The sequence below is a fragment of the Streptomyces lydicus genome (assembly GCF_004125265.1).
Taxonomy (GTDB): domain Bacteria; phylum Actinomycetota; class Actinomycetes; order Streptomycetales; family Streptomycetaceae; genus Streptomyces; species Streptomyces lydicus_C.
The window spans coordinates 7308689-7328754 of record NZ_RDTE01000003.1 but is presented as its reverse complement, the minus strand read 5'-3'; the positions used below and the strand labels follow the sequence as shown (position 1 = coordinate 7328754).

Sequence of the window (20066 nt, the reverse complement as noted above, 5' to 3'; positions counted from 1 at the left end):
TGGCTGCTGGCATGCCAGGGGCGGTCTTGCCGGACCGCCCCTCCAACGAATGACATCGTCGTCGGTAGTGACAATGCCTGGCCACGGCCTGACGCCTTCGCCGCCATCGCGACCATCTCAGCGCATGGATGCGAAGTGGCGTGCGGGTCCGGTGTGCGGGACCAGTTGCCAGGAGCCGGCGGACTTCTGCCACGGTGAGCGGGACCAGGGTGGAACCGTTTCTGCATCCCCCTTTGCCGCCGCCTGTGCCGCTGTGGCCGCGAGAAAGGCATGCGCGAGCATGGCCAGGGTGATGTGCCTCATCCAGCCGACGTAGCGGCGGACTTCGTACTGGTCCAGGCCGCACTCGTTCTTCGCGGCCTGGAAGCATTCCTCGATCGCCCACCGGCGCCCGGCAACGCGCACGAGCCGGTCGACGCTGGTGCCCACCGGCGCGTATGCGAGGTAGTAGGCGATCTGATCGGGTCTGCTGATACTGCGCCGGGCCAGCGCCCAGCGGTGATGGGTGGGCCGCTCACCGTCGAAGTCCTCAATCACCGGGAGCTGGACGGCCGCCCAGTCATAGACGCGCGGGCCCTTGGCGCCGTCGCCGCACGAACGTTGCTCCCATGCCTCATCCGGTGCCTGGCTGAAGAGATAGTCGATCCGGCCGAAGCGGGGCACCGGCTGGGACTTGGGGACGGCGAGCACGTAGCCGACTGCGGCTTCTTCCAGCATCCGGCGAAAGCGCCACTCCTGGCCGTAGGCGGCATCCGCGGTCACCCAGGCGATCGGCAGCGGGGAAGCGAGTGCGCGCAGCACCATTGCCCTGGCCAGCTCTGGTTTGGTGGCGAAGCCCCTCTCATCAGGAATCTTGGCGGCGCGGCAGCGCTCACGGTCGTCCGTCCAGGACTTGGGCAGATACAGCTCGCGGTCCACCAGGGCGCGTGCGCGGGTGGTGGCGTAGGCGGCGAAGACGCCGATCTGACAGTTCTCGGTGCGGCCGGCGGTGCCGGAGTACTGGCGCTGCACCCCCGCGGAGGTGGTGCCCTTCTTGATGAAGCCGGTGTCGTCGAGGATGAGGACTCCGTCGGCCTCGCCGAGCTTGTCGGCCACGTATGTCTGCAGGTCGTCGCGGACATCGTCGGCGTTCCAGGTGGCTGCGTTCAGTAGTCGTTGCAGGCCGTCGGGGGTGCGGTGGCCTGCGTGTTCGGCCAGTTGCCAGCCGTTTTTGCGGCCGACCGGGCCGAGCAGGGCGCGGACGTAGTCACGCATGCGGCGTCGCAGGTCGGCGCTGCCGAAACGGTGGCCGATGCGCAGGAGAGGTCGTCGAGTTCACGGTCCCAGGTCGAGTTGGCAAGGTCGTCAATCACACGAGGAGGCTGCCCTCATCACCGCGCAGACAGTTCTCGATGTCATTCGTTGGAGGGGCGGTCCGGCAAGACCGCCCCTGGCATGCCAGCAGCCAACTACACTCCCGACGATGCCTCTGACCAGGCCAGATAGCGAACCGCTGCTGGAGTACTAGGACCTCGTGGAGGCCCCGCTGCTCGCCGCCGGCCTGCTCACGGCGCTCGACCGCCGACGCCGAACAGCCCTGTGGCAGTCCGCCATGGGCGCCGAGGGCCGCCGCGCCCCGGAGCTTCGCCGGCCGACGGGTGTCGCCGCCGATACCCACGATGCGCTGCTCGTCGGGGCCGACCCGCAGGCCGTACACGATCTCGACCATGCCCTGAGGGGGACTGGCGTCCGCCTTGGCCGCCGCATCGCGCACCCTGCCGGCGTCTGCGTCGCCCGGCTCACCGACAGCGAGCTCAGCCGGCGTCCAGGAGCGCGACCGGGCCATCCAGGGGATGCGGCCGGCGCCGGCCCGCAGGAAGCAGTGCCCGGACCCCTGCCAGGAACAGATCTCCGGCGTCAGGTGCGGACCGTATCCCGGGACACGGGGGGCGTGCGACCCGAGACGGCCGCGGGCACTGCGGAGCGGACGAGATACCGTCAAGTCAGCCGCCGGAACGGCAGTTCGGAATCATGCCAGGCGATACGGCCGCGCTGTTTGCACTGGTCTTCGCGTCCGCACCCTGCTGATTCGTTGGTTCCCTTACGAACAACCCGTCCCTCATAGTGATCTCTTGGAGCATGATGCGCCGGACCCCGCGCACGCCTACCGGACGCCCCCGGCTGTCCGCCGCCCACAAGGCGGGACTCGCCGGCCTGGTGGGAACCACTGTCGAGTGGTACGACTTCTTCGTCTTCTCCACTGCATCCAGCCTGGTCTTCCCAGAGTTGTTCTTTCCCGGAGCACAGCAGGCCACCGGTCTGCTGGCATCGTTCGCGACGTTCTGGGTCGGCTTTCTGGGCCGCCCTGTCGGTGCAGCGCTCTTCGGCCATTTAGGGGACCGGCTAGGACGAAAACGCAGTCTGGTGGGGACGCTTCTGCTGATGGGGGCGGCTACCACGGGCATCGGTCTGCTGCCCAGTTACGACGAGGCGGGGGTCACCGCTCCGGTGCTGCTGTGCGTCCTGCGGCTCGTCCAAGGGATCGCAGTGGGCGGCGAGTGGGGCGGCGCAGTACTGCTGGCCGGTGAACACGCGCCGAAGGGGCGGCGGGTGATCCTGACGGCCATGGTGCAGCAAGGGACCCCGCTGGCCTCCATCCTGACCAGCGCGGTCTTCATCCCGTTCTCGCGACTGGGCGACGGCGAATTCCTCGCCTGGGGCTGGCGGGTCCCCTTCCTGCTCGCCACCGTCCTCATGGCCGTCGGCCTGGTCATACGGCTGAAGGTGCCCGAATCCCCGGAGTTCGAGGGACTGTCGGCGCAGGGGCGGGTGGCGCCCGCCCCGGTGCGCGACACCTTGCGGCGGCACTTCCCGAAGATGGCGGTGTGCGTCGGGGCCTGCGCCGTTCCGGTTGCCGGGACGTATCTGGCCGGCACCTTCGTGCTGTCCTGGGCAACCGTGCACATCGGCTTTCCCCGGGAGAAGGTGCTGGGCGTGGTGTTGTGCGCGGCTGTCGCCCGGTTCGTGGTCCAGCCCGTCGCTGCGCTAGCCGCCCAACGCCTGGGGGCCGCAAGGATCTGCGCCCTGGGGCTGGCCATGTACGTGCTCGCCATTCCGCTCACCGTCCTGGCCTTGGGGAGCGGTTCGCTGCTCCGGATCGCACTGGGGGTGTGCGCGTTGGAGTCCGCCAGCGCCGTCGTCTACGCGGTGGTCGCCGCCCTGCTCGTCGATGCCTTCCCGGTCCGGGTGCGCTACACCGCGATCTCCTTGGCCCAGCAGTTGGCCGGTGTGGTGTTCGGGGGCACGGCGCCGGCCCTGGCCCAGGCCCTGGTCTCGGTGGGGCACGGCTCGCTGTGGCCGGTGGCCCTCTACCAGGCGTTCCTGGCCGCCCTGTCAGCCTGCTGTCTGCCGGCCCTGACGTCCGCCCGGCGCGCTGCCACGGCGGCCGCACACCCCCGCCAGGAGGTGGCCGATGCGCCAGGGTAGTTTCCGTAGGGCAACACCATTGGCAGGACTAGACTCTCTCTCCCCTCTTGGCAGACGCCGGGTTGGGGTGCGTTCGTCGGGATAGAGCGTCTCGATCAGCTTGTTGAGGCGCTGGCCGAGTTGCAGCTATTGGGAGAGGAATGCCCAACAAGTACGCGCAATTGCATCAGCGTTGCCAGTCGGCTCTTGACCAACTCAGTCTGCCACGCCCTTTCACGGTCGATGCTTTGTGCCAGGAGCTGTCCGCACAGCGCAGACGTCCGTTGCATCTGCATCCGCTGCCGGAACAGGCCGCCCGGAACAGCATCTGCGGCATGTGGCTCGCCACCAAGACCGACGACCACATCTTTTTCGAGAAGCGCACCAGCCGCGTGCACCAGGAGCACATCGTGCTGCATGAGATCGGGCACATGCTGTTCGACCACCGTGGCACGGACCTGGGGCACGGCGAGGTCTCTCAGGTCCTGTTCCCCGATCTGAACCCGCAGTTGGTTCAGCAGGTGCTCGGCCGCGCCAGCTACACCAACCGTCAGGAAGAGGAGGCGGAGATGCTGGCCAGTCTGCTGCGCATCCGTGCTTCACAGTCCGCCGGCCGAGCTCCGCACGGCGTGCTGGGCCGACTGGAAGCCGCACTGGGCGCGCGTGCCGCGGATGAACGCTGAACCCTCCGACGCGCTGCGCTGGTTCGCGTACCTGTGCGTGGGCTGCCTGTGGCTGGCTCTGGCGATACGTGCCTCCGCCGCCATGCGCAGCCCTGAACAGCGCGGACTGTGGCTGGCCGTGGCCACCGCTTCGGTGGCCATGACGCTCACGCTCCCCATCACGACCCAGCTCGCCCTCCAGGCAACCGGAGGGGTCCACGCCATCGCCCTGGTGAGGAACATGAGCGGAGTGCTCTCGTCGGGCGCGGTCCTGTACTTCGTCTCGGCGGCCGCCGGCGGCCGCCGATTGCGCCTGGGCGCGTGCTACGTGACGAGCCTGGCCATAGTGTCCCTCCTGGTCCTGGATTCCCTGGCTCCACCACACCAGGAACATGCCGTGACGAGCCACGGTGGGCCGGCTCCCTCCACTGCCTATTGGCTCGTCCTGATCGTGGACCATCTCGCCGCGGACATCTCCTGCACCGCCTTGTGCCGCCAGTACGGCAGACGCACGGCCAACCCTGTCCTGCGGGCAAGCTTGCGGATGTTCGGAATCGGCACCGCGCTCTCCTGCCTGTTCTGGCTCTGCCAGCTCATCAACCTGTTGCACCGCACCGATCGGATACTGCCGCTCCTCCCGTACGTCATGGACATGCACGGGCTGCTGCGCGCGATCGCCCTCCTGACGCCCTCGCTGTGGGCCGTGCAGGGCACCACCACGGAGATCTGCACCATCTGGCGCCTGTGGCCGCTGTGGCGCGACCTGGTACAGGCCGTGCCACACGTCGCGTTCATCAAACCCCGCCACCGACTGCTGGAAATCGTGTGGCCGCAGGCGTCCTGGCGGCTGCTGGCCTACCGCAAAATCATCGAGACCCGGGACGCCATCCTCGTTCTCAACGACTATGTCGCCGCCGGTGCGTGGGCTCGCGCGCGCCGCCATGTGGCCGCCGTGGGTGTCGCTCACGCCAAAGTCGATGCGACGGTCCTCGCGTGTGTGATGTCAGGGGCACGCAGCGCCAAGCTCGCCGGTCTGCCCCAGCAGCAGTCCGCCGGCAGTCTCGTCGGTTTCGAAAACGACGACCTGGAAGGCGAGAAGGCATTCCTCCTCGAAATGGCGCGAGCTTACGCCTCGGCCCCGGCCCGGAACTTCGCGATCCATCCGAACACATCCGACAGGGAGTGAATTCGGCATCGCCGTGATCGAAGCAGATCGAACTCCACCCATGCGGGCCGAGTTCACGCCGTCTGACGTAGGCGAGCCGGCAGATATCCTCAACCAGTTCGTACGCGGCATTGAGTGTGGCAGGGCAGGGAACTGACGAATCCCCTTGTCGTTGGTGTACCGAGCGGAATCACGGAACCATCGAGAAGGGGCTTCGCCACGTCACCCCGCCTGCGCTGCTCTCTTCACCCTTCCGTTATGGGCCGAAAAGGGTTCACGCAGAGTGCGGGGCAGAGCCGCCGGTGGCGTCGCCAGGCACATCATCACTGTCAGAGTTGCAGCGACTTCGTCTGGAGAAACTCCATGAGCCCATGCTTGCCGAGTTCTCGCCCGACGCCTGATTGCTTATGGCCGCCGAAGGGAGCGAGCGGGTTGTACGCCCCGCCGTTGACCGTCACCTGGCCGCACTCCATCGAGCGCGCAAAGGTGATCGCCTGCCCCTCCTCGGCCGCCCACACGGCCCCTGCCAGGCCGTAGTCGGAGTCATTGGCGATGCGCAGAGCGTCCCCCTCGTCCTCGTACCTCATGAACGAGAGCACCGGGCCGAAGATCTCCTCGCGAGCAATGCTCATCTCGGCAGTGACGTCGGCAAAGACTGTCGGGCGGATGTAGTGGCCCTTGTCTCGTCCTTCGGGGGCCTCTGGTCCCCCCCGCGACGAGACGGGCGCCCTCTGCCATGCCACGACGGATGTGGTCGCGGACTTTCTCCCGCTGGGCGCTGCTCACCACCGGGCCCAGGCGGCAGTCGGGATCGGCCGGGTCGCCGGGAACATAGGAAGCAATCTCCTCGACGGCGATCCGAACCGCCTCTTCATAGTCATCGGCATGCACCAACGTGCGCGTCAACGCATTGCAGGACTGTCCTGCATTGCGCATCACGTCAGCGACATTGACGCGGACAGCCTGTGCGAGGTCCGCTCCGGGGAGGATGACACTGGCGGACTTGCCACCGAGTTCCAGGGCTACCCGCTTGACATCGGCGCCGGCAAGTGACCCGATACGCTTGCCGACAGACGTGGACCCCGTGAACGAGACCATGTCGACGCCAGGGTGGCGTACGAGTGCCTCCCCGGCTTCCGTGCCCCTGCCGGTGACCAGGTTGAAGACCCCCATAGGGAGGCCCGCGGCCGCCACACACTCGGTGAACATCTGGGCCGAAAGAGGAGTCAGCTCCGCAGGCTTGAGCACCACCGTGCAGCCCGCGGCGAGTGCGGGAACAACCTTGCAGACGATCTGGTGCACCGGGTAATTCCACGGTGTGACGGCGCCCACGACTCCGACGGGTTCAAGCAGGACAAGCGAGTTGCCCACGCGCTCCTCGAAGGCGAAGTCGGCCACAAGCTCAGCATGCCGGCGCGTCATGGTGACCGGCAGACCGGCTTGTACCCTGCGGGAGAACCCGATGGTGGTTCCACCTCGGCGGTGATGAGTGAGGCCATCCGATCCTGGCAGGCGGCGAGTTCGTCAGCCAACGCAGCCAGTAACTCGGCACGGCGAGCGGGCGTGGTGGCCGCCCACCCCGGCAGTGCCGAACGAGCCGCGTTGACCGCGGCATCAACATCGGCTGCAGAACCGGCCGGGACGGCCCCGACAACTCGCTCGTCCGCCGGATTGATGACCTCAATGACGTCTGTTCCTGCCGCAGGTCGCCAGTGCCCTCCGATGAACACCTCATCGTGTGCCTTCACAAGCATGCTCCTCCGTATGTCGGGCGGTAGCGGAAACACAGCCGTGAAAACTGTATGACACACCGACCTCGACAATTCGTGAGAGGCCGTCAACTCGTCGGCAGCACTCAGCCGGGCCTCGGGAGGGCATACAGCCGGTGGGAGGAACGACCGCGGCGAAGGGCAACGGCGAACAGCTCGCGAGCTGTCTCGGAGAGGGTCTTTCCGGCCGGCAGCTGTGGCCAACGCCCATGCCCAGGGCAGCACGTAGCCGGAGCCGCACGTGAGGGTGGCTGTCCGCCCGCCGCTCGGGGGAAATGCCGGCGGGCGGACTCCGGGCCGGCGGGCGCCCGTCCGCCGGCATCGGCCCCCCGTGGCACTGCCGAGTCAACTCCCCTGCGGGCGCCCGCGGGAGCGTGTGAACCGCCCCGTCCCGGGTGCGCCCTTCACACCCCGTGCGCACGCCCTCCGCCCGTCACCCCCCGTCACCTCACACGGGGTGTGAACCGCAGACCCGCATATCCCCGCCGCACACGCTCCCGCCCTTCACCGCAGCGCAGTTGACTGAGGCCCGTACGGACCACGTCATCGCTGACTGAAGGAATGAGGAGCGGACCGTGACCGCCCACCCCGAACCCGATCTGGTCACCGCCGACTTAGCCGAGCTGAGGCGTCTCCTGGACGTCCGCACCGCCCGGGTCGACGGTCAACTCGCCCTGCTCGCCCAGCGCTCCGAGCAGCAGGTGCGGGACGCGGACGATGTGCAGGCCCGTGTCGCACGGCTGGAGCACACCCGCTGGCCGCTGCCGTCCCTCGCCGCACTCACGGGCCTCGCGGCGTTGCTGGTCGCGCTGTGGCAGGCGATCGGCCGGTGACCGCAGGACGCGGTCACCGGCCGGGTCACGTCAGCCCAGGCGGAGGTGGTGCAGCATCAGCAGCGCGGCGGCCATGCCCGCGGCCGGCACCTCCCCCCGTGCCACCATGTCGGGCACCAGCTTCAACGACACCCACTCCCGCCGCTCGGACTCGAAACCGTCCTGGGGCAGGCCGGTGTACTCGCCCTCCTCGGACCAGTAGACGTGATGCCGGGCGTCGGTGAGGCCGTTGGAGGGTTCCACCGTGAGGAGGTGGTGGAGGGGCCCCGGGCGCCACCCGGTCTCCTCCTCCATCTCCCGGGCGGCCGCCGCCGCGATGTCCTCACCGTCCTCGACGACACCGGCGGCCAGCTCCCAGCCCCAGGTGTCGGTGATGAACCGGTGCCGCCACAGCAGCAGCACCTCATTGGCCTCGTTGACCACTGTGGCCACGGCGACGGGCCGCATCCGGATCAGATAGTGATCCAGGTGACGGCCGTCGGGCAGTTCCACATCGGCCAGATTGACCCGGAACCACGGATTCGCATAGACGGGCTTTTCGCTGAGATTGTTCCAACGCACGTAACTGCCACCTTCCGCTGAGGAGCCGGCAAGGTGACACGAGCCCGGTCACAGCGGAACGCGCAGCACCTCGTCGATGAGATCGGCAGCCTCGTCCGTCGCGGAGCTCCCGGTCTCCGCCAGATGCTCGCGCACCGCCCGCAGCCGGTCCCGCAGCCGTTGCGACTCCATGCCCCGAGCCTGCTCCGTCATCTGCGCGGCATTGGCCACGGCCCGGTCCGCATCGCCTTGACGCAGCTCGATATGGGTGAGCATGGCCAGCCGGTGGACCCGGCCGCGGTCGTGTGCGGGGGTGTCGACGGCGGCGTCCGCCTGCTCCCGGGCGGCCCGCAGGTCACCGAGGCTGAGCAGCGCCTCCGCCACTTGTACGTTCACCAGGCCGGGCTGGACATAGCCCGTCTCGGCCGGCTCCTGTCCGGGCCGGATGCGCTCCGCGGCCGCCTCCGCACGCCGGATGCACGACAGCGCGCCGGCGCCGTCGCCGAGCCGGGCGTAGGCCTTGGCCTGCATCGCGTAGAGGTCCGCGGAGAGCGCCGGGGTGATCTGCGGACCCGCGGCCCGCAGCGCCGCCTCCGCGAAGGCGACCGCCTGGCGGTACTCCCTCACGAAGAGGGACTGGTTGACCAGCAGCGCGATGACATACGCGCCGAGACCGCGGTCCCCGCTGGCCTTGGCCAGCCGCAGCGCCTGATGGAAGTAGCGCTGGGCCAGCCCGAGAGCGTCCGAGTCGTACGCGCAGATGCCCGCGACCGCGACCAGTCCGCCGGTCGCCCGGTGGAGCTGACGCCCCGTCGCATCGCTGTAGCTGCCCCGCAGCAGCGGCGCCGCCTCGGCGTTGAGGAATCCCACGATGCGTGCTCTGGTAGCGACACCACCCGCCTTCCGGTACATCGTCTCGTAGTGCGTCCGCGCGGCGCGCAGCATCTCGATGTCGGCCCTGCCGACCCTCGTCAGCCCGTCGCGCGAGACATCGGAGTCCTCGGGCGGGTTCTCCCACTCCCATACGGGGATGACCGCGGAGGTGCCGGTGAGCGCCGGGGCGTCGAGGATGTGCGGCCGTTGCTGCTCGTCGGAGCGCCACAGCGCGGTGGCCCGCTCGACGAAACCGGAGAGCGGGGTGCCGGCGGCACGCCCCGCTCCCGGCCCGCTGAGCCCGATGTCATCGAGCCCGACCGGCCGGTGCAGCCGTTCGCCGAGGACTTCGCAGATGAGGTCCGGTACCTGCCCACGCGGCCGCTGTCCCTTCAACCACCGGGCCACCGCGGTGTGTTCGTACCGCAGCGCCAGGCCGCGGCAGCGGCCGAGACGGTTGATCCGCGCGGCGAGCCCGGCATGCGAGATACCGGCCTCGTCGAGGAGCGCGTCGAGCAGGGTGTTGGGCTCCATACCGGCCTCCCGGTGAGCCGGGCCCGCCCACGGACCATCAGCTCATGGCCTTGTCGACTTCACCACTGTGTCCGTCGAGCGTAGTGAAGCGTCCCTCACACGGGGTGTGAAGGGTGCCGGCCGCCTTGGGCAGGCGTCCGGGGGCCGACCGGCGTCACTTCCGCCGCCGACCCACCGACCCACCGGCCCACCGACCGGCCGGCAGGTCAGCGCGGAAGGCGGGCGCCGGGAGGTGTGGCGCGGGCCCACCGGGCCGGCACCCGCACCCGGTCGTTGCTCAGCATCACCAGCGCCACATCATCGGTGAGGCGCCCGTCCGCATGCCGCAGCAGCGCCTCCCGCACCTCCCCGACCACCCCCGACCACCCCCGACCACCCCCGACCACCCCCGACGGCGAACGCGCTCACCGGGTCCCCTTCTCCGGCCGCCGGCCGCTCCACGAGCGCCCGTTCCCGCAGATGCCGCCGGTGCGCCCGCTCCAACCGCCGCAATACCTCGCCCAGTTCGGGTTCGTCGTGCGCCACTTCGCGGAAGCTGCCGAGCATCGCGGCGACCGTGCCTATCGCCTGGAGACCGTGCCCGCGCACATCCCCGATCACCGCCCGCACCCCGTGCCGGGTCGCCACGACCTCGTACAGATCCCCGCCGACCATGGCCCCCTCGCTCGCTGAGAGGTGGTCGGCCGCCAGCAGCACCCCGTCGACCCGCCGGGGCAGCGGCCGCAGCACCACCCGCTGCGCGGCGACGGCGACCTCCCGGGTGCGCTCCAGCTCCCGCACCAGCCGCAGCCGCCGCCCGGCCGTCAGACAGCCGGCACCGATCACCGCGAGGATCGCACCGCAGGTCATCACGCGCGTACCCACCCCGGCCGCGGGCTCCACCGCACGCAGCAGCCGGCCACCGGTCGGACGGCACAGCTCCCAGGCCACCACCCCGAGCACCCACAGGCCGGGCAGAACGAAGACGACCGCCCGCCGCCCTCCGCACACGACGAGGGCGCGGACGGTCTCACCGTCCGCGCCCTCAGCCTTCACGACACGCCGTCGCGGGCCATGCCCACGCTCAGCCGCGCAGCACCGCGCCGGTCCGCTCCACGGCCGCCGCGACCGCCGCGTCACGGGCCGCCGAGGCCTCCTCCGCGGTCAGCGTCCGGTCGGCCGCACGGAAGCGCAGCGCATACGCCAGCGACTTCTTGCCCGCGCCGACCTGCTCGCCGGTGAAGACGTCGAACAGCCGCAGCGATTCGAGCAGTTCACCCGCGCCGTCGCGCAGCGCGCCCTCCACCTCCGCGCCCGGGACGGCCTCGTCGACCACGAGGGCGACGTCCTGGGTCGCGACCGGGAAGGCCGAGATCTTCGGTGCGCGCAGCGGGCCGGCCCCGGCCCGCTCCAGGCGGTCCAGGTCGATCTCCATCGCGCAGGTGCGCTCGGGCAGGGCCAGCGCCTTGATGACCCGCGGGTGCAGCTCACCGGCGTTGCCGACGAGGATCTCCTCGCCGTCGGCGACGGCGAGCAGCGCCGCACAGCGGCCCGGGTGGAACGGGGCGTGCTGGTCCTGACGGACGATCAGCTCCACACCCGCCTCCCGTGCGACGGTCCGGCCCGCCTCGATGGCGTCCGCCCAGATCGCGGGACGTGCGCCGCCCCACCAGCCGGCCTGCTCCCGGCCCCCGGCGAGCACCACGGCGGCGCGCCGCGGCTGCTGCGGGAGGGAGGCGTCCAGCGAGGCGATCTCGTCGTCGGTCGGCCGGCGGTCGACCACCAGCCGGGTGGCCGGCTTCTCGTCACCGGTCGCCCGGAAGACCGGGCCGGTCTCGAAGAGCGCCAGATCGTGCGAGCCGCGGCCGTGGTTGCGGCGCAGCGCGTTCAGCAGGCCCGGGATCAGCGTGGTGCGGAGGTCGGGCTCCTCGTCGGAGAGCGGGTTGACGAGGGTGACCGCGTCACGGCGCGGGTCGTCCTGCTCGATGCCCAGCTGGTCGAGGACGTGCGAGCCGGTGAACGGGTAGTTCAGCGCCTCGACGTAACCGGCACCGGCCAGCGCCCGGCCGACCCTGCGGTGCAGCCGCTGACGCTCGGTCAGCCCCCGGCCGGCCGGCGGCTTCGGCAGGGTGGAGGGCAGGTTCTCGTAGCCCTCCAGCCGGATGACCTCCTCGGCGAGGTCGTTGGGCTCGCTGAGGTCAGGACGCCAGGACGGCACGGTCACGACCAGCTCGTCCTGGCCGTAGGCATCGCAGCCGACCTGCTGGAGGCGGCGGACGACGGTCTCCCGGCCGTAGGCAACACCGGCCACCTTGTCGGGGTGGTCGGCGGAGAGGGTGATGGTGCGCGGCCCGCGGGGGGTGACGACCTCGGTGACGCCTTCCCCGGCGGTGCCGCCCGCGAGCAGCACCAGCAGATCGACGGTGCGCTGCGCCGCGGCGGACGCGGCCTCCGGGTCCACCCCGCGCTCGAAGCGCTTGGCGGCCTCCGAGGACAGCTTGTGCCGGCGGGCCGTACGGGCGATGGAGAGCGCGTCGAAGTGCGCGGCCTCGATCACGACGTCGGTGGTGCCGCGCTGCTCGCCGGTCTCCGGGTCGGTGACCCCGCCCGCGATCTCGGTGTTGGCGCCGCCCATGACACCCGCGAGGCCGATGGGGCCGCGGTTGTCGGTGATGACCAGGTCGGCGGAGTCGAGCACCCGCTTGGTGCCGTCCAGGGTGGTCAGCTTCTCGCCCGCAGTCGCCCGGCGGACGCCGATCGGGCCGTCCACGCTGGTGCGGTCGTAGGCGTGCAGCGGCTGGCCGAGCTCCAGCATCACGTAGTTGGTGATGTCGACGGCCAGCGAGACCGGACGCATCCCGGCCTTCTGCAGCCGGCGCTGCATCCACAGCGGGGAGCGCGCCTCGGGGTTCAGACCGGTGACCGTACGGGCGGTGAAGCGGTCGCAGCCGAGAGGGTCGGAGACCTGGACCGGGTAGCCGGCGGAGTTCGGCGGCGGCACGTCCAGCAGCGCCGGGTCGCGCAGCGGCAGGCCGTACGCGGTGGCGGTCTCGCGGGCCACCCCGCGCATCGACAGGCAGTAGCCGCGGTCCGGGGTGACGGCGATGTCCAGCACCTCGTCGACGAGCTCCAGCAGCTCGATGGCGTCGGTGCCGACCTCGTACTCCGGCGGCAGCACGATGATGCCGTGCGTCCCGTCATCACCCATGCCCAGCTCGTCGCCCGAGCAGATCATGCCGTGCGACTTCTTGCCGTACGTCTTGCGCGCGGCGATCTTGAAGTCACCGGGCAGCACGGCGCCGGGGAGGACCACCACGACCTTGTCGCCGACCGCGAAGTTCCGCGCGCCGCAGACGATTTCCTGGGGCTCGCCGGTGCCGTTGGCCTGGCCGACGTCGACCGTGCAGAAGCGGATCGGCTTCTTGAAGCCCTCCAGCTCCTCGATGGTCAGCACCTGGCCGACGACGAGCGGACCCTTGAGGCCCTCGCCGAGGCGCTCGACGGTCTCGACCTCCAGGCCGACGGCGATGAGCTTGGCCTGTACGTCACGGCCGGTCTCCGTCGCCGGCAGGTCGACGTACTCCCGCAGCCAAGAAAGCGGGACCCGCATCAGATCTCCATCCCGAACGGCCGGGTGAACCGGACGTCGCCTTCGAACATGTCACGCATGTCTTCCACGTTGTGCCGGAACATCAGCATCCGGTCGATGCCGAACCCGAAGGCGAACCCGCTGTACTTCTCCGGGTCGACGCCACAGGCGATGAGCACCTTAGGGTTGACCATGCCGCAGCCGCCGAGCTCGATCCAGCCCTCGCTGGAGCAGGTGCGGCAGGGGCGGTCGGGGTTGCCCACGGACTCGCCACGGCAGACGTAGCAGACCATGTCCATCTCGGCGGACGGCTCGGTGAACGGGAAGTAGTTCGGCCGCAGCCGGGTCTTCATGTCCGGACCGAACAGCGCCCGGACCATGTGGTCGAGGGTGCCCTTGAGGTCGGCCATGGTCAGGCCCTCATCGACGGCCAGCAGCTCGATCTGGTGGAAGACCGGGGAGTGCGTGGCGTCCAGCTCGTCGGTGCGGTAGACCCGCCCCGGGCAGACGACGTAGACCGGCGGCTCGCGGTCGACCAGGGTGCGGGCCTGCACCGGCGAGGTGTGGGTGCGCAGCACGACACCGGACTCGTCGCCCTCGGTGCCCGCACCCTGGACGAAGAAGGTGTCCTGCATCTGGCGCGCCGGGTGGTCGGGCACGAAGTTCAGGGCGTCGAAGTTGAACCACTCCGCCTCGACCTCGGGACCCTCGGCGACCTCGTAGCCCATGGCCACGAAGACGTCCGCGACCCGCTCCATGAAGGTGGTCAGCGGGTGCCGGGCGCCGGCCGGGGTGCGGTCGTAGGGCAGTGTGACGTCCACCGCCTCCTCGACCAGCACGCGGGCGTCGCGCTCCGCCTCCAGTTCCTCCTGGCGGGCCTTGAGGGCCTGGTTCACCCGGCCGCGGGCCTGGCCGACGCGCTTGCCGGCGTCCGCCTTGGCGTGCGGGGGCAGGGCACCGATCTCACGGTTGGCGAGCGCGAGCGGCGAGCGGTCGCCGGTGTGCGCGACCTTCACCTCACGCAGCGCCTCCAGATCGTCCGCGGCGGCGATGGCGGCCAGCGCCTCGTCCAGCCGTGCGGCGATCGCTTCCGGTTTCAGGGCTTCGACCTCGACAGGGTCGTACGACTTATTGGGTGCGGACATCTCTTCCCGTGCTTCCGGTGGACTGGCTTGGCTCGGCTCGCGTCGCCTCGGCTCTTCGCTCACAAACGTCGATGACGAACGTCGATCACGAACGGGGGATGCCGAGCCCGCGTCTGCCCGCGATGCCTGTGCGCCAAAGGTGCCAAAGGTCAAGTCTAAGGGGGACGGACCTCGCGGCAGGTCCGCGCCCCCGCGGGGCGCCCGCCGCTTCCGCTTCAGGCCATGAAGGCCGGGGCCGCGACGGGCAGGCTAAATCGGAACTGCGCGCCGCCGGCCGGGGCCCGGCCGACCGTGATCGTGCCGCCGTGGGCCTCGACGATGCCCTTGACGATGTAGAGGCCCAGGCCGGTGCCGCCGCGCTTGCTGCCCCGCCAGAAGCGGGTGAAGACGCGGCTCATCGATTCCTCCGGGATGCCGGGGCCCTCGTCGCTCACGGTGACGCTCGTCCCCTCTCCGTTGGTCGTGTCCGCTACCGGTCCGACCTCGATGGTGACGGTTCCCTCGCCGTGGCGCACCGCATTTTCCAGCAGGTTGCCCAGCACCTGGTCCACCTTGTCCGGGTCTGCCCACAGATCGGGCAGGGGTTCCAGCATCCGGATCAGGAAGCGGTCCGGGCGCTGGCCCGCGGTGGTCTGCGCCTGGACGTGCCGGCGGACCGCGGCGCTCATGTCGACCCGCTGGCGGCGCACCTCCAGCCGCCCGGAGTCGATCCGGGAGATGTCCAGCAGCTCGGCGATCAGACGGGTGACGCGGTTGGCGTCGGCGTCCACCGTCTCCAGCATCAGCCGCTTCTGGTCGTCGGTGAAGCGTTCCCACTTCTGGAGGAGGGTGGCGGTGAACCCCTTGACGGAGGTCAGCGGTGAGCGCAGCTCATGGGCGACGGTGGCGATCAGCTCGGCGTGGCTGAGCTCCGTACGGCGCCGGGCCTCGGTGCCGCGCAGCGCGATCACCAGCCGCCGGACCGGCCCGGTCGGCCGGCTGCGGACATAGCGGGCGGAGACCAGCACCTCGCGGCCGCCGAGCAGCAGGTTGCGCTCGGGCTGGCCGCGGCGGATGGCGAGCCCGCCGTAGGGGTCGGTGAGCCGCCACCAGCGGCGGCCCTCGATGTCCTGCAGCGGCAGGGCGTGCTCCAGGGGGCGGCCGAGCGCGTCGCCGGGGAGGATGTCGGTGATCCTGGCCGCCGCGGCGTTGAAGCAGATCACCCGGCCCCTCTCGTCGGCGACCACCAGGCCGTCGGGCAGATCGTCGGGATCCAGCCCGAGACCGGCGTCCACGGCGCCCGGTCCCGCGTCAGCGGTGGACGACGGCTCGCGCGCCGTTCCGCCGGACGGGCAGCTGTCAGCGGTGACTGCGGTGCCGGAAGTCCTCACATCCATCCCCGTTACCCCCTTCCGGGCCCCCGAGCACGCAAGCCTACTAGTTCGGCTCGATGCCGCCGCGGAGTTCGCGAGGACGCCCCTCAGGCGGGTGACACCGCGCGGCAGCCGCCGGGGCTGCGCTGGGCCCGTGCGGAGGCGTAGAGGCAGACCGCGGCGGCCGTCGCGAGGTTGAGGCTTTCGGCCCTGCCGTGGATGGGGACCCGTACCACCGCGTCCGCCAGCGCCCGGGTCTCCTCCGGCAGCCCCCAGGCCTCGTTGCCGAAGACCCAGGCGGTGGGCCCGCCCATCGAGCCGGTGTCCAGCTCGGCGTCCAGGTCACGGTCGCCGGCACCGTCCGCGGCGAGGATCCGTACGCCCGCGGCCTGCAGCCCGCTCACCACCCGCTCGACCGGTACGCCCACCGCGACCGGGAGGTGGAAGAGCGAACCCACCGACGCCCGAACGGACTTGGGGTTGTACAGGTCCACGGAGGCGTCCGTCAGCACGACGGCGTCCGCGCCCGCGGCGTCCGCGCAGCGCAGCACCGTACCGGCGTTGCCGGGGTCACGGACGTTGGCGAGCACCGCGATCAGCTGCGGGCGGGCGGCCAGGATCTCCTCGAACGGCGAATCGAGGAAGTCGCAGACGCCGAGCAGGCCCTGCGGGGTGACGGTCTGGGAGATGTCGGCGACGGTCCGGTCGTCGGCGAAGTGGACCCGCACTCCGGCCGCGCGGGCCGCCTCGACGATCTCGGTGTGCCGCTCCGCTGCCTCGACCGTGGCGAACAGCTCGGTCAGGGTGGGCACCCCGCCCGTGCGGTGCGCGATCGCCTCCCGCACGGCCTGCGGGCCCTCGGCGATGAACCGGCGCTCCTTGCCGCGGAAGGCACGGCGGGCCAGCCGCCGGGCGGCGGTGACGCGCGGGGAACGCGGGGAGATCAGCTCGGGGGTGCCCATGGGCGGCGGCTCGCTTCTGTGGTTCGGTGCGTGGGGGCCGGTCTGCGGACGAGACGCGGCCGGTCCGGAAAAGCGGCGGACCCGCAGGCCGGGGCCTGCGGGTCCGCATACAACGTCGTCAGGCTGAAGTTCAGGCAGCCTTCGGGGCGTTGACGTCGCTCGGAAGCGCCTTCTGGGCGACCTCGACGAGCGCGGCGAACGCGTTGGCGTCCGTCACCGCGAGGTCGGCCAGGATCTTGCGGTCCACCTCGATGTTGGCGGCCTTCAGACCCTGGATGAAGCGGTTGTACGTCATGCCGTTGGCGCGGGCAGCGGCGTTGATGCGCTGGATCCACAGCTGACGGAAGTCGCCCTTGCGCTTCTTGCGGTCGTTGTAGTTGTAGACGAGGGAGTGGGTGACCTGCTCCTTCGCCTTGCGGTACAGGCGCGAGCGCTGGCCACGGTAGCCGCTGGCCTGCTCGAGGATCGCCCGGCGCTTCTTGTGGGCGTTGACTGCCCGCTTGACGCGTGCCACTTGTTAACTCCTTGTAGCGGGGCCGTGGTTGTCGTCACACGGCCCGAATCGATTGGGTCCCGGTCCGAGTCGCGCACCCCTCCTGTTCGTGGGGCGCGGCGGCTCACTTGCCGAGAAGCTTCTTGATCTTCGCGGCGTCGCCCGGGGCCATCTCGGCGTTGCCGGTGAGGCGACGCGTCACACGGGACGACTTGTGCTCGAGCAGGTGGCGCTTGCCGGCGCGCTCACGCAGCACCTTGCCGGAGCCGGTGATCTTGAAGCGCTTGCTGGCACCGCTGTGCGTCTTGTTCTTCGGCATGCGCCGTTCTCTCCTCGTCAGGGGCGCTCCCGCAGGCGTGAACCGGCGAGCGGGAGCGTCATGTATTTCGATTGCTGTCCGGGGCGGGGTGCCCCGGCGTGAACCGGGGCTCACGCCTCGGGGATCACGCCTGGGCGTGCTCCTCGGTGGGCTCCTCGGCGGGCTCGTCCACGGACTGGTCCGCGGCGACTCCGCCCTGGCGCTCCGCCTTGCGGGCGGCCTGCGCCTCGCGGGCCTCGGCCATCGCCTCGGTCTTCTTCTTGTGCGGACCGAGAACCATGATCATGTTTCGGCCGTCCTGCTTCGGATTCGACTCGATGAAGCCGAGGTCCTCCACGTCGGACGCGAGCCGCTGCAGCAGCCGGAAGCCCAGCTCGGGGCGGGACTGCTCGCGACCACGGAACATGATCGTGATCTTGACCTTGTCACCCTGCTTGAGGAACCGGACGACGTGACCCTTTTTGGTGTCGTAGTCGTGCGGGTCGATCTTCGGCCGGAGCTTCATCTCCTTGATGACCGTGTGCGCCTGGTTCTTGCGCGCCTCACGGGCCTTCATGGCCGACTCGTACTTGAACTTCCCGTAGTCCATGAGCTTGCAGACGGGCGGGCGAGCGTTCGCCGCCACCTCGACCAGGTCGAGGTCGTACTCCTGAGCAAGCTCAAGGGCCTTGGCAAGCGGAACAATCCCGACCTGCTCGCCGCTGGGACCGACAAGTCGCACTTCGGGAACGCGAATCCGGTCGTTGATGCGGGGCTCGGCGCTGATGGATCCTCCTCGGTAGCACCACGCGACGGCCTGGCGGACTGCCGCGTAACGTCTTTTCGGTGTGACCAACCGCGCGGTACATGAAAAAATGCCCCGGACGGGACACAGGCGGGGCTCCACATAGATCTGGAGCACCGTCGCGAAGTCTCCGCGGGGCGCAGCCGGACCGTTGACCCGCCAACCTGAGGTCGGTCGGGTGGGAGATCGGAGCCTCCACTTGTGGGCCGGTCACATGCGTGTCCGGCCGGTCGGAACACCAGAATACACGAGTCAAGAGGTGGCACCCACTCCTGTGCCGGTACGGCCTGGTCCCGGGGACAGGATGACACTCCCGGACGCGGGGACCGGGCGCCCTGCCCATAGGCTGGAGCCGACCCCTCAGCAGGAAGAAGCCCGAAGACATGAGCGACCAGACACCGCAGCAGCCCGACGCGCCGGACGCGGCGAACCCTGACTTCGACTCCATGACCCGCGACATCGCCGAGGTGCCGGCGGTCGAGGTGATCACCACGGTCGCGGTGCATCTGATGAGTTCGGCGGCGGTCAACCTCGGGCTCGCCGAGGAGGGCGCGGCGCACAAGGACCTGGACGAGGCGCGCAAGCTCATCCAGGCGCTGGCCGGGCTGATCACCGCCAGCGCCACCGAGATCGGCTCGTACCACGCGGCGCCGCTGCGGGACGGACTGAAGTCGCTGCAGCTGGCGTTCCGCGAGGCCTCGGTCGTGCCGGACGAGCCGGGCCAGGGCCCCGGGGAGAAGTTCACCGGGCCGGTCTACGGCTGAGCCGCGCCACGACGGCGTACCGACGACGAGCCCCGGCCCGGGAAGGGCCGGGGCTCGTCGCGTGCCAGGGGCGCCGGGCGGTCAGTCGGATTCGGCCCGGGATTCCGTGGTGGCCTCGGGCGGCACCGCGTCGTCGGCGACGAGGACCGGCTCGTGCGGCGGGTGGGTGACCTGGTGCACCGCTGCCGCGATGGCGCCGCCGATCAGCGGGGCGACGATGAACAGCCACAGCTGGGTGATGGCCGCGCCGCCCGCGAACAGCGCCGGGCCGATGGAGCGCGCCGGGTTCACGGAGGTGCCGTCCAGGGGGATGCCGATGAGGTGGACGGTGGCCAGGGCCAGTCCGATCGCCATCCCGTTGAAGCCGATCACGGCCACCTTGTGGGTGACCGACAGCCACACGTAGACCAGCAGAAAGGTCATCACCATCTCGGCGACGAACGCGCCGCCGAGGTTGAGGTGCACCGCCGAGCGGTCGCCCCAGCCGTTCGTGCCGAAGGACCCGTGGGTCTGCAGCCCCGGGACCTGCCGGGCCACCAGGAAGAGCAGCGCCGAGCCGACGATGGCGCCGACCACCTGGGCGATCCAGTATTCGGCGGCGGTCCGCAGGGTGAGCCTGCGGGCCAGCAGCATGCCCAGGGTCACCGCGGGGTTGAGATGGCAGCCCGAGATCGGGCCGAGGGCGTAGGCAAGCGCCACCAGAGTGAAGCCGAAGGCCAGGGCGATGCCGAAGGTGCCGATGTATTCGCCCGCCAGCACGGCCGAGCCGACGGCGAAGAACACCAGGAGCAGCGTGCCGAGGAACTCGGATACGACCGTGCGGGTCAGCACCTTCGAGATCTCCGTTTTCTCCATGGGG

18 protein-coding genes and 1 pseudogene are annotated in these 20066 nt (G+C 70.3%); 5 read left to right on the top strand and 14 right to left on the bottom strand.

What is annotated here, in order from left to right; all coding sequences use genetic code 11:
- Nucleotides 1–117 precede the first annotated feature (117 nt).
- Together D9V36_RS34750 and D9V36_RS41235 are read right to left on the bottom strand one after the other, a co-directional pair.
- Nucleotides 118–1299, bottom strand: a complete 1182-nt coding sequence (locus D9V36_RS34750) for an IS701 family transposase (protein WP_129297255.1) — start codon at nucleotides 1297–1299, stop codon at nucleotides 118–120.
- A gap of 49 nt (nucleotides 1300–1348) precedes the next feature.
- A complete protein-coding gene (locus D9V36_RS41235) occupies nucleotides 1349–1825 on the bottom strand; it encodes a hypothetical protein (RefSeq protein ID WP_164993089.1) in 477 nt (158 codons plus the stop codon).
- 293 nt (nucleotides 1826–2118) lie between these two features.
- On the opposite strand from D9V36_RS41235, the gene D9V36_RS34740 reads away from it, so the two are divergent.
- The 3 genes from D9V36_RS34740 (at nucleotide 2119) to D9V36_RS34730 (ending at nucleotide 5292) form a co-directional block, all read left to right on the top strand.
- Nucleotides 2119–3465: an MFS transporter gene (locus D9V36_RS34740; RefSeq protein WP_206739769.1), complete on the top strand. Its 1347-nt coding sequence runs from the start codon at nucleotides 2119–2121 to the stop codon at nucleotides 3463–3465.
- A 140-nt stretch (nucleotides 3466–3605) separates the two neighbouring features.
- Nucleotides 3606–4127: a hypothetical protein gene (locus tag D9V36_RS34735; protein ID WP_129297254.1), complete on the top strand. Its 522-nt coding sequence runs from the start codon at nucleotides 3606–3608 to the stop codon at nucleotides 4125–4127.
- A complete protein-coding gene (locus tag D9V36_RS34730) occupies nucleotides 4117–5292 on the top strand; it encodes an MAB_1171c family putative transporter (protein ID WP_129297253.1) in 1176 nt (391 codons plus the stop codon). The genes D9V36_RS34735 and D9V36_RS34730 overlap by 11 nt, the downstream gene beginning before the upstream one ends.
- 308 nt (nucleotides 5293–5600) lie before the next feature.
- Here the strand turns inward: D9V36_RS34730 and D9V36_RS34725 are convergent.
- Nucleotides 5601–7019 (bottom strand): annotated as a pseudogene (locus D9V36_RS34725) (aldehyde dehydrogenase family protein).
- A gap of 596 nt (nucleotides 7020–7615) precedes the next feature.
- On the opposite strand from D9V36_RS34725, the gene D9V36_RS34720 reads away from it, so the two are divergent.
- Complete coding sequence (locus tag D9V36_RS34720; RefSeq protein WP_129297252.1) at nucleotides 7616–7873, top strand: hypothetical protein; 258 nt, start codon at nucleotides 7616–7618, stop codon at nucleotides 7871–7873.
- 30 nt (nucleotides 7874–7903) lie between these two features.
- Here the strand turns inward: D9V36_RS34720 and D9V36_RS34715 are convergent, their stop codons facing one another.
- The 10 genes from D9V36_RS34715 to infC form a co-directional block, all read right to left on the bottom strand.
- Complete coding sequence (locus D9V36_RS34715; RefSeq protein ID WP_129297251.1) at nucleotides 7904–8434, bottom strand: NUDIX domain-containing protein; 531 nt, start codon at nucleotides 8432–8434, stop codon at nucleotides 7904–7906.
- A 48-nt stretch (nucleotides 8435–8482) separates the two neighbouring features.
- Nucleotides 8483–9820 (bottom strand): transcriptional regulator, encoded by a 1338-nt coding sequence (locus D9V36_RS34710; RefSeq protein ID WP_129297250.1) that lies wholly within the window; start codon nucleotides 9818–9820, stop codon nucleotides 8483–8485.
- 297 nt (nucleotides 9821–10117) lie between these two features.
- Nucleotides 10118–10855 (bottom strand): SpoIIE family protein phosphatase, encoded by a 738-nt coding sequence (locus D9V36_RS42310; protein ID WP_347239831.1) that lies wholly within the window; start codon nucleotides 10853–10855, stop codon nucleotides 10118–10120.
- Nucleotides 10856–10883: 28 nt separating this feature from the next.
- Complete coding sequence (gene pheT / locus D9V36_RS34700; RefSeq protein WP_129297249.1) at nucleotides 10884–13409, bottom strand: phenylalanine--tRNA ligase subunit beta; 2526 nt, start codon at nucleotides 13407–13409, stop codon at nucleotides 10884–10886.
- Nucleotides 13409–14533, bottom strand: coding sequence for a phenylalanine--tRNA ligase subunit alpha (pheS, locus tag D9V36_RS34695; protein ID WP_129297248.1), 1125 nt, complete (start codon nucleotides 14531–14533; stop codon nucleotides 13409–13411). Before pheS ends, pheT begins: the two co-directional genes overlap by 1 nt.
- A 215-nt stretch (nucleotides 14534–14748) precedes the next feature.
- Nucleotides 14749–15909, bottom strand: a complete 1161-nt coding sequence (locus D9V36_RS34690) for a sensor histidine kinase (RefSeq protein ID WP_129297247.1) — start codon at nucleotides 15907–15909, stop codon at nucleotides 14749–14751.
- A gap of 83 nt (nucleotides 15910–15992) precedes the next feature.
- Nucleotides 15993–16847, bottom strand: coding sequence for a TrmH family RNA methyltransferase (locus D9V36_RS34685; protein ID WP_129297246.1), 855 nt, complete (start codon nucleotides 16845–16847; stop codon nucleotides 15993–15995).
- Between the two features lie 130 nt (nucleotides 16848–16977).
- Nucleotides 16978–17361: a 50S ribosomal protein L20 gene (gene rplT, locus D9V36_RS34680; protein WP_006607577.1), complete on the bottom strand. Its 384-nt coding sequence runs from the start codon at nucleotides 17359–17361 to the stop codon at nucleotides 16978–16980.
- Between the two features lie 103 nt (nucleotides 17362–17464).
- Nucleotides 17465–17659: a 50S ribosomal protein L35 gene (rpmI, locus tag D9V36_RS34675; protein WP_006607578.1), complete on the bottom strand. Its 195-nt coding sequence runs from the start codon at nucleotides 17657–17659 to the stop codon at nucleotides 17465–17467.
- Nucleotides 17660–17783: 124 nt separating this feature from the next.
- A complete protein-coding gene (gene infC, locus D9V36_RS34670; protein WP_129297245.1) occupies nucleotides 17784–18494 on the bottom strand; it encodes a translation initiation factor IF-3 in 711 nt (236 codons plus the stop codon).
- A 332-nt stretch (nucleotides 18495–18826) separates the two neighbouring features.
- On the opposite strand from infC, the gene D9V36_RS34665 reads away from it, so the two are divergent.
- Complete coding sequence (locus D9V36_RS34665) at nucleotides 18827–19207, top strand: DUF1844 domain-containing protein (RefSeq protein WP_129297244.1); 381 nt, start codon at nucleotides 18827–18829, stop codon at nucleotides 19205–19207.
- A gap of 81 nt (nucleotides 19208–19288) precedes the next feature.
- Here the strand turns inward: D9V36_RS34665 and D9V36_RS34660 are convergent, their stop codons facing one another.
- Entirely contained in the window at nucleotides 19289–20062 is a 774-nt protein-coding gene (locus tag D9V36_RS34660; protein WP_129297243.1) for an MIP family channel protein, read from the bottom strand.
- Between the last annotated feature and the right edge of the window lie 4 nt (nucleotides 20063–20066).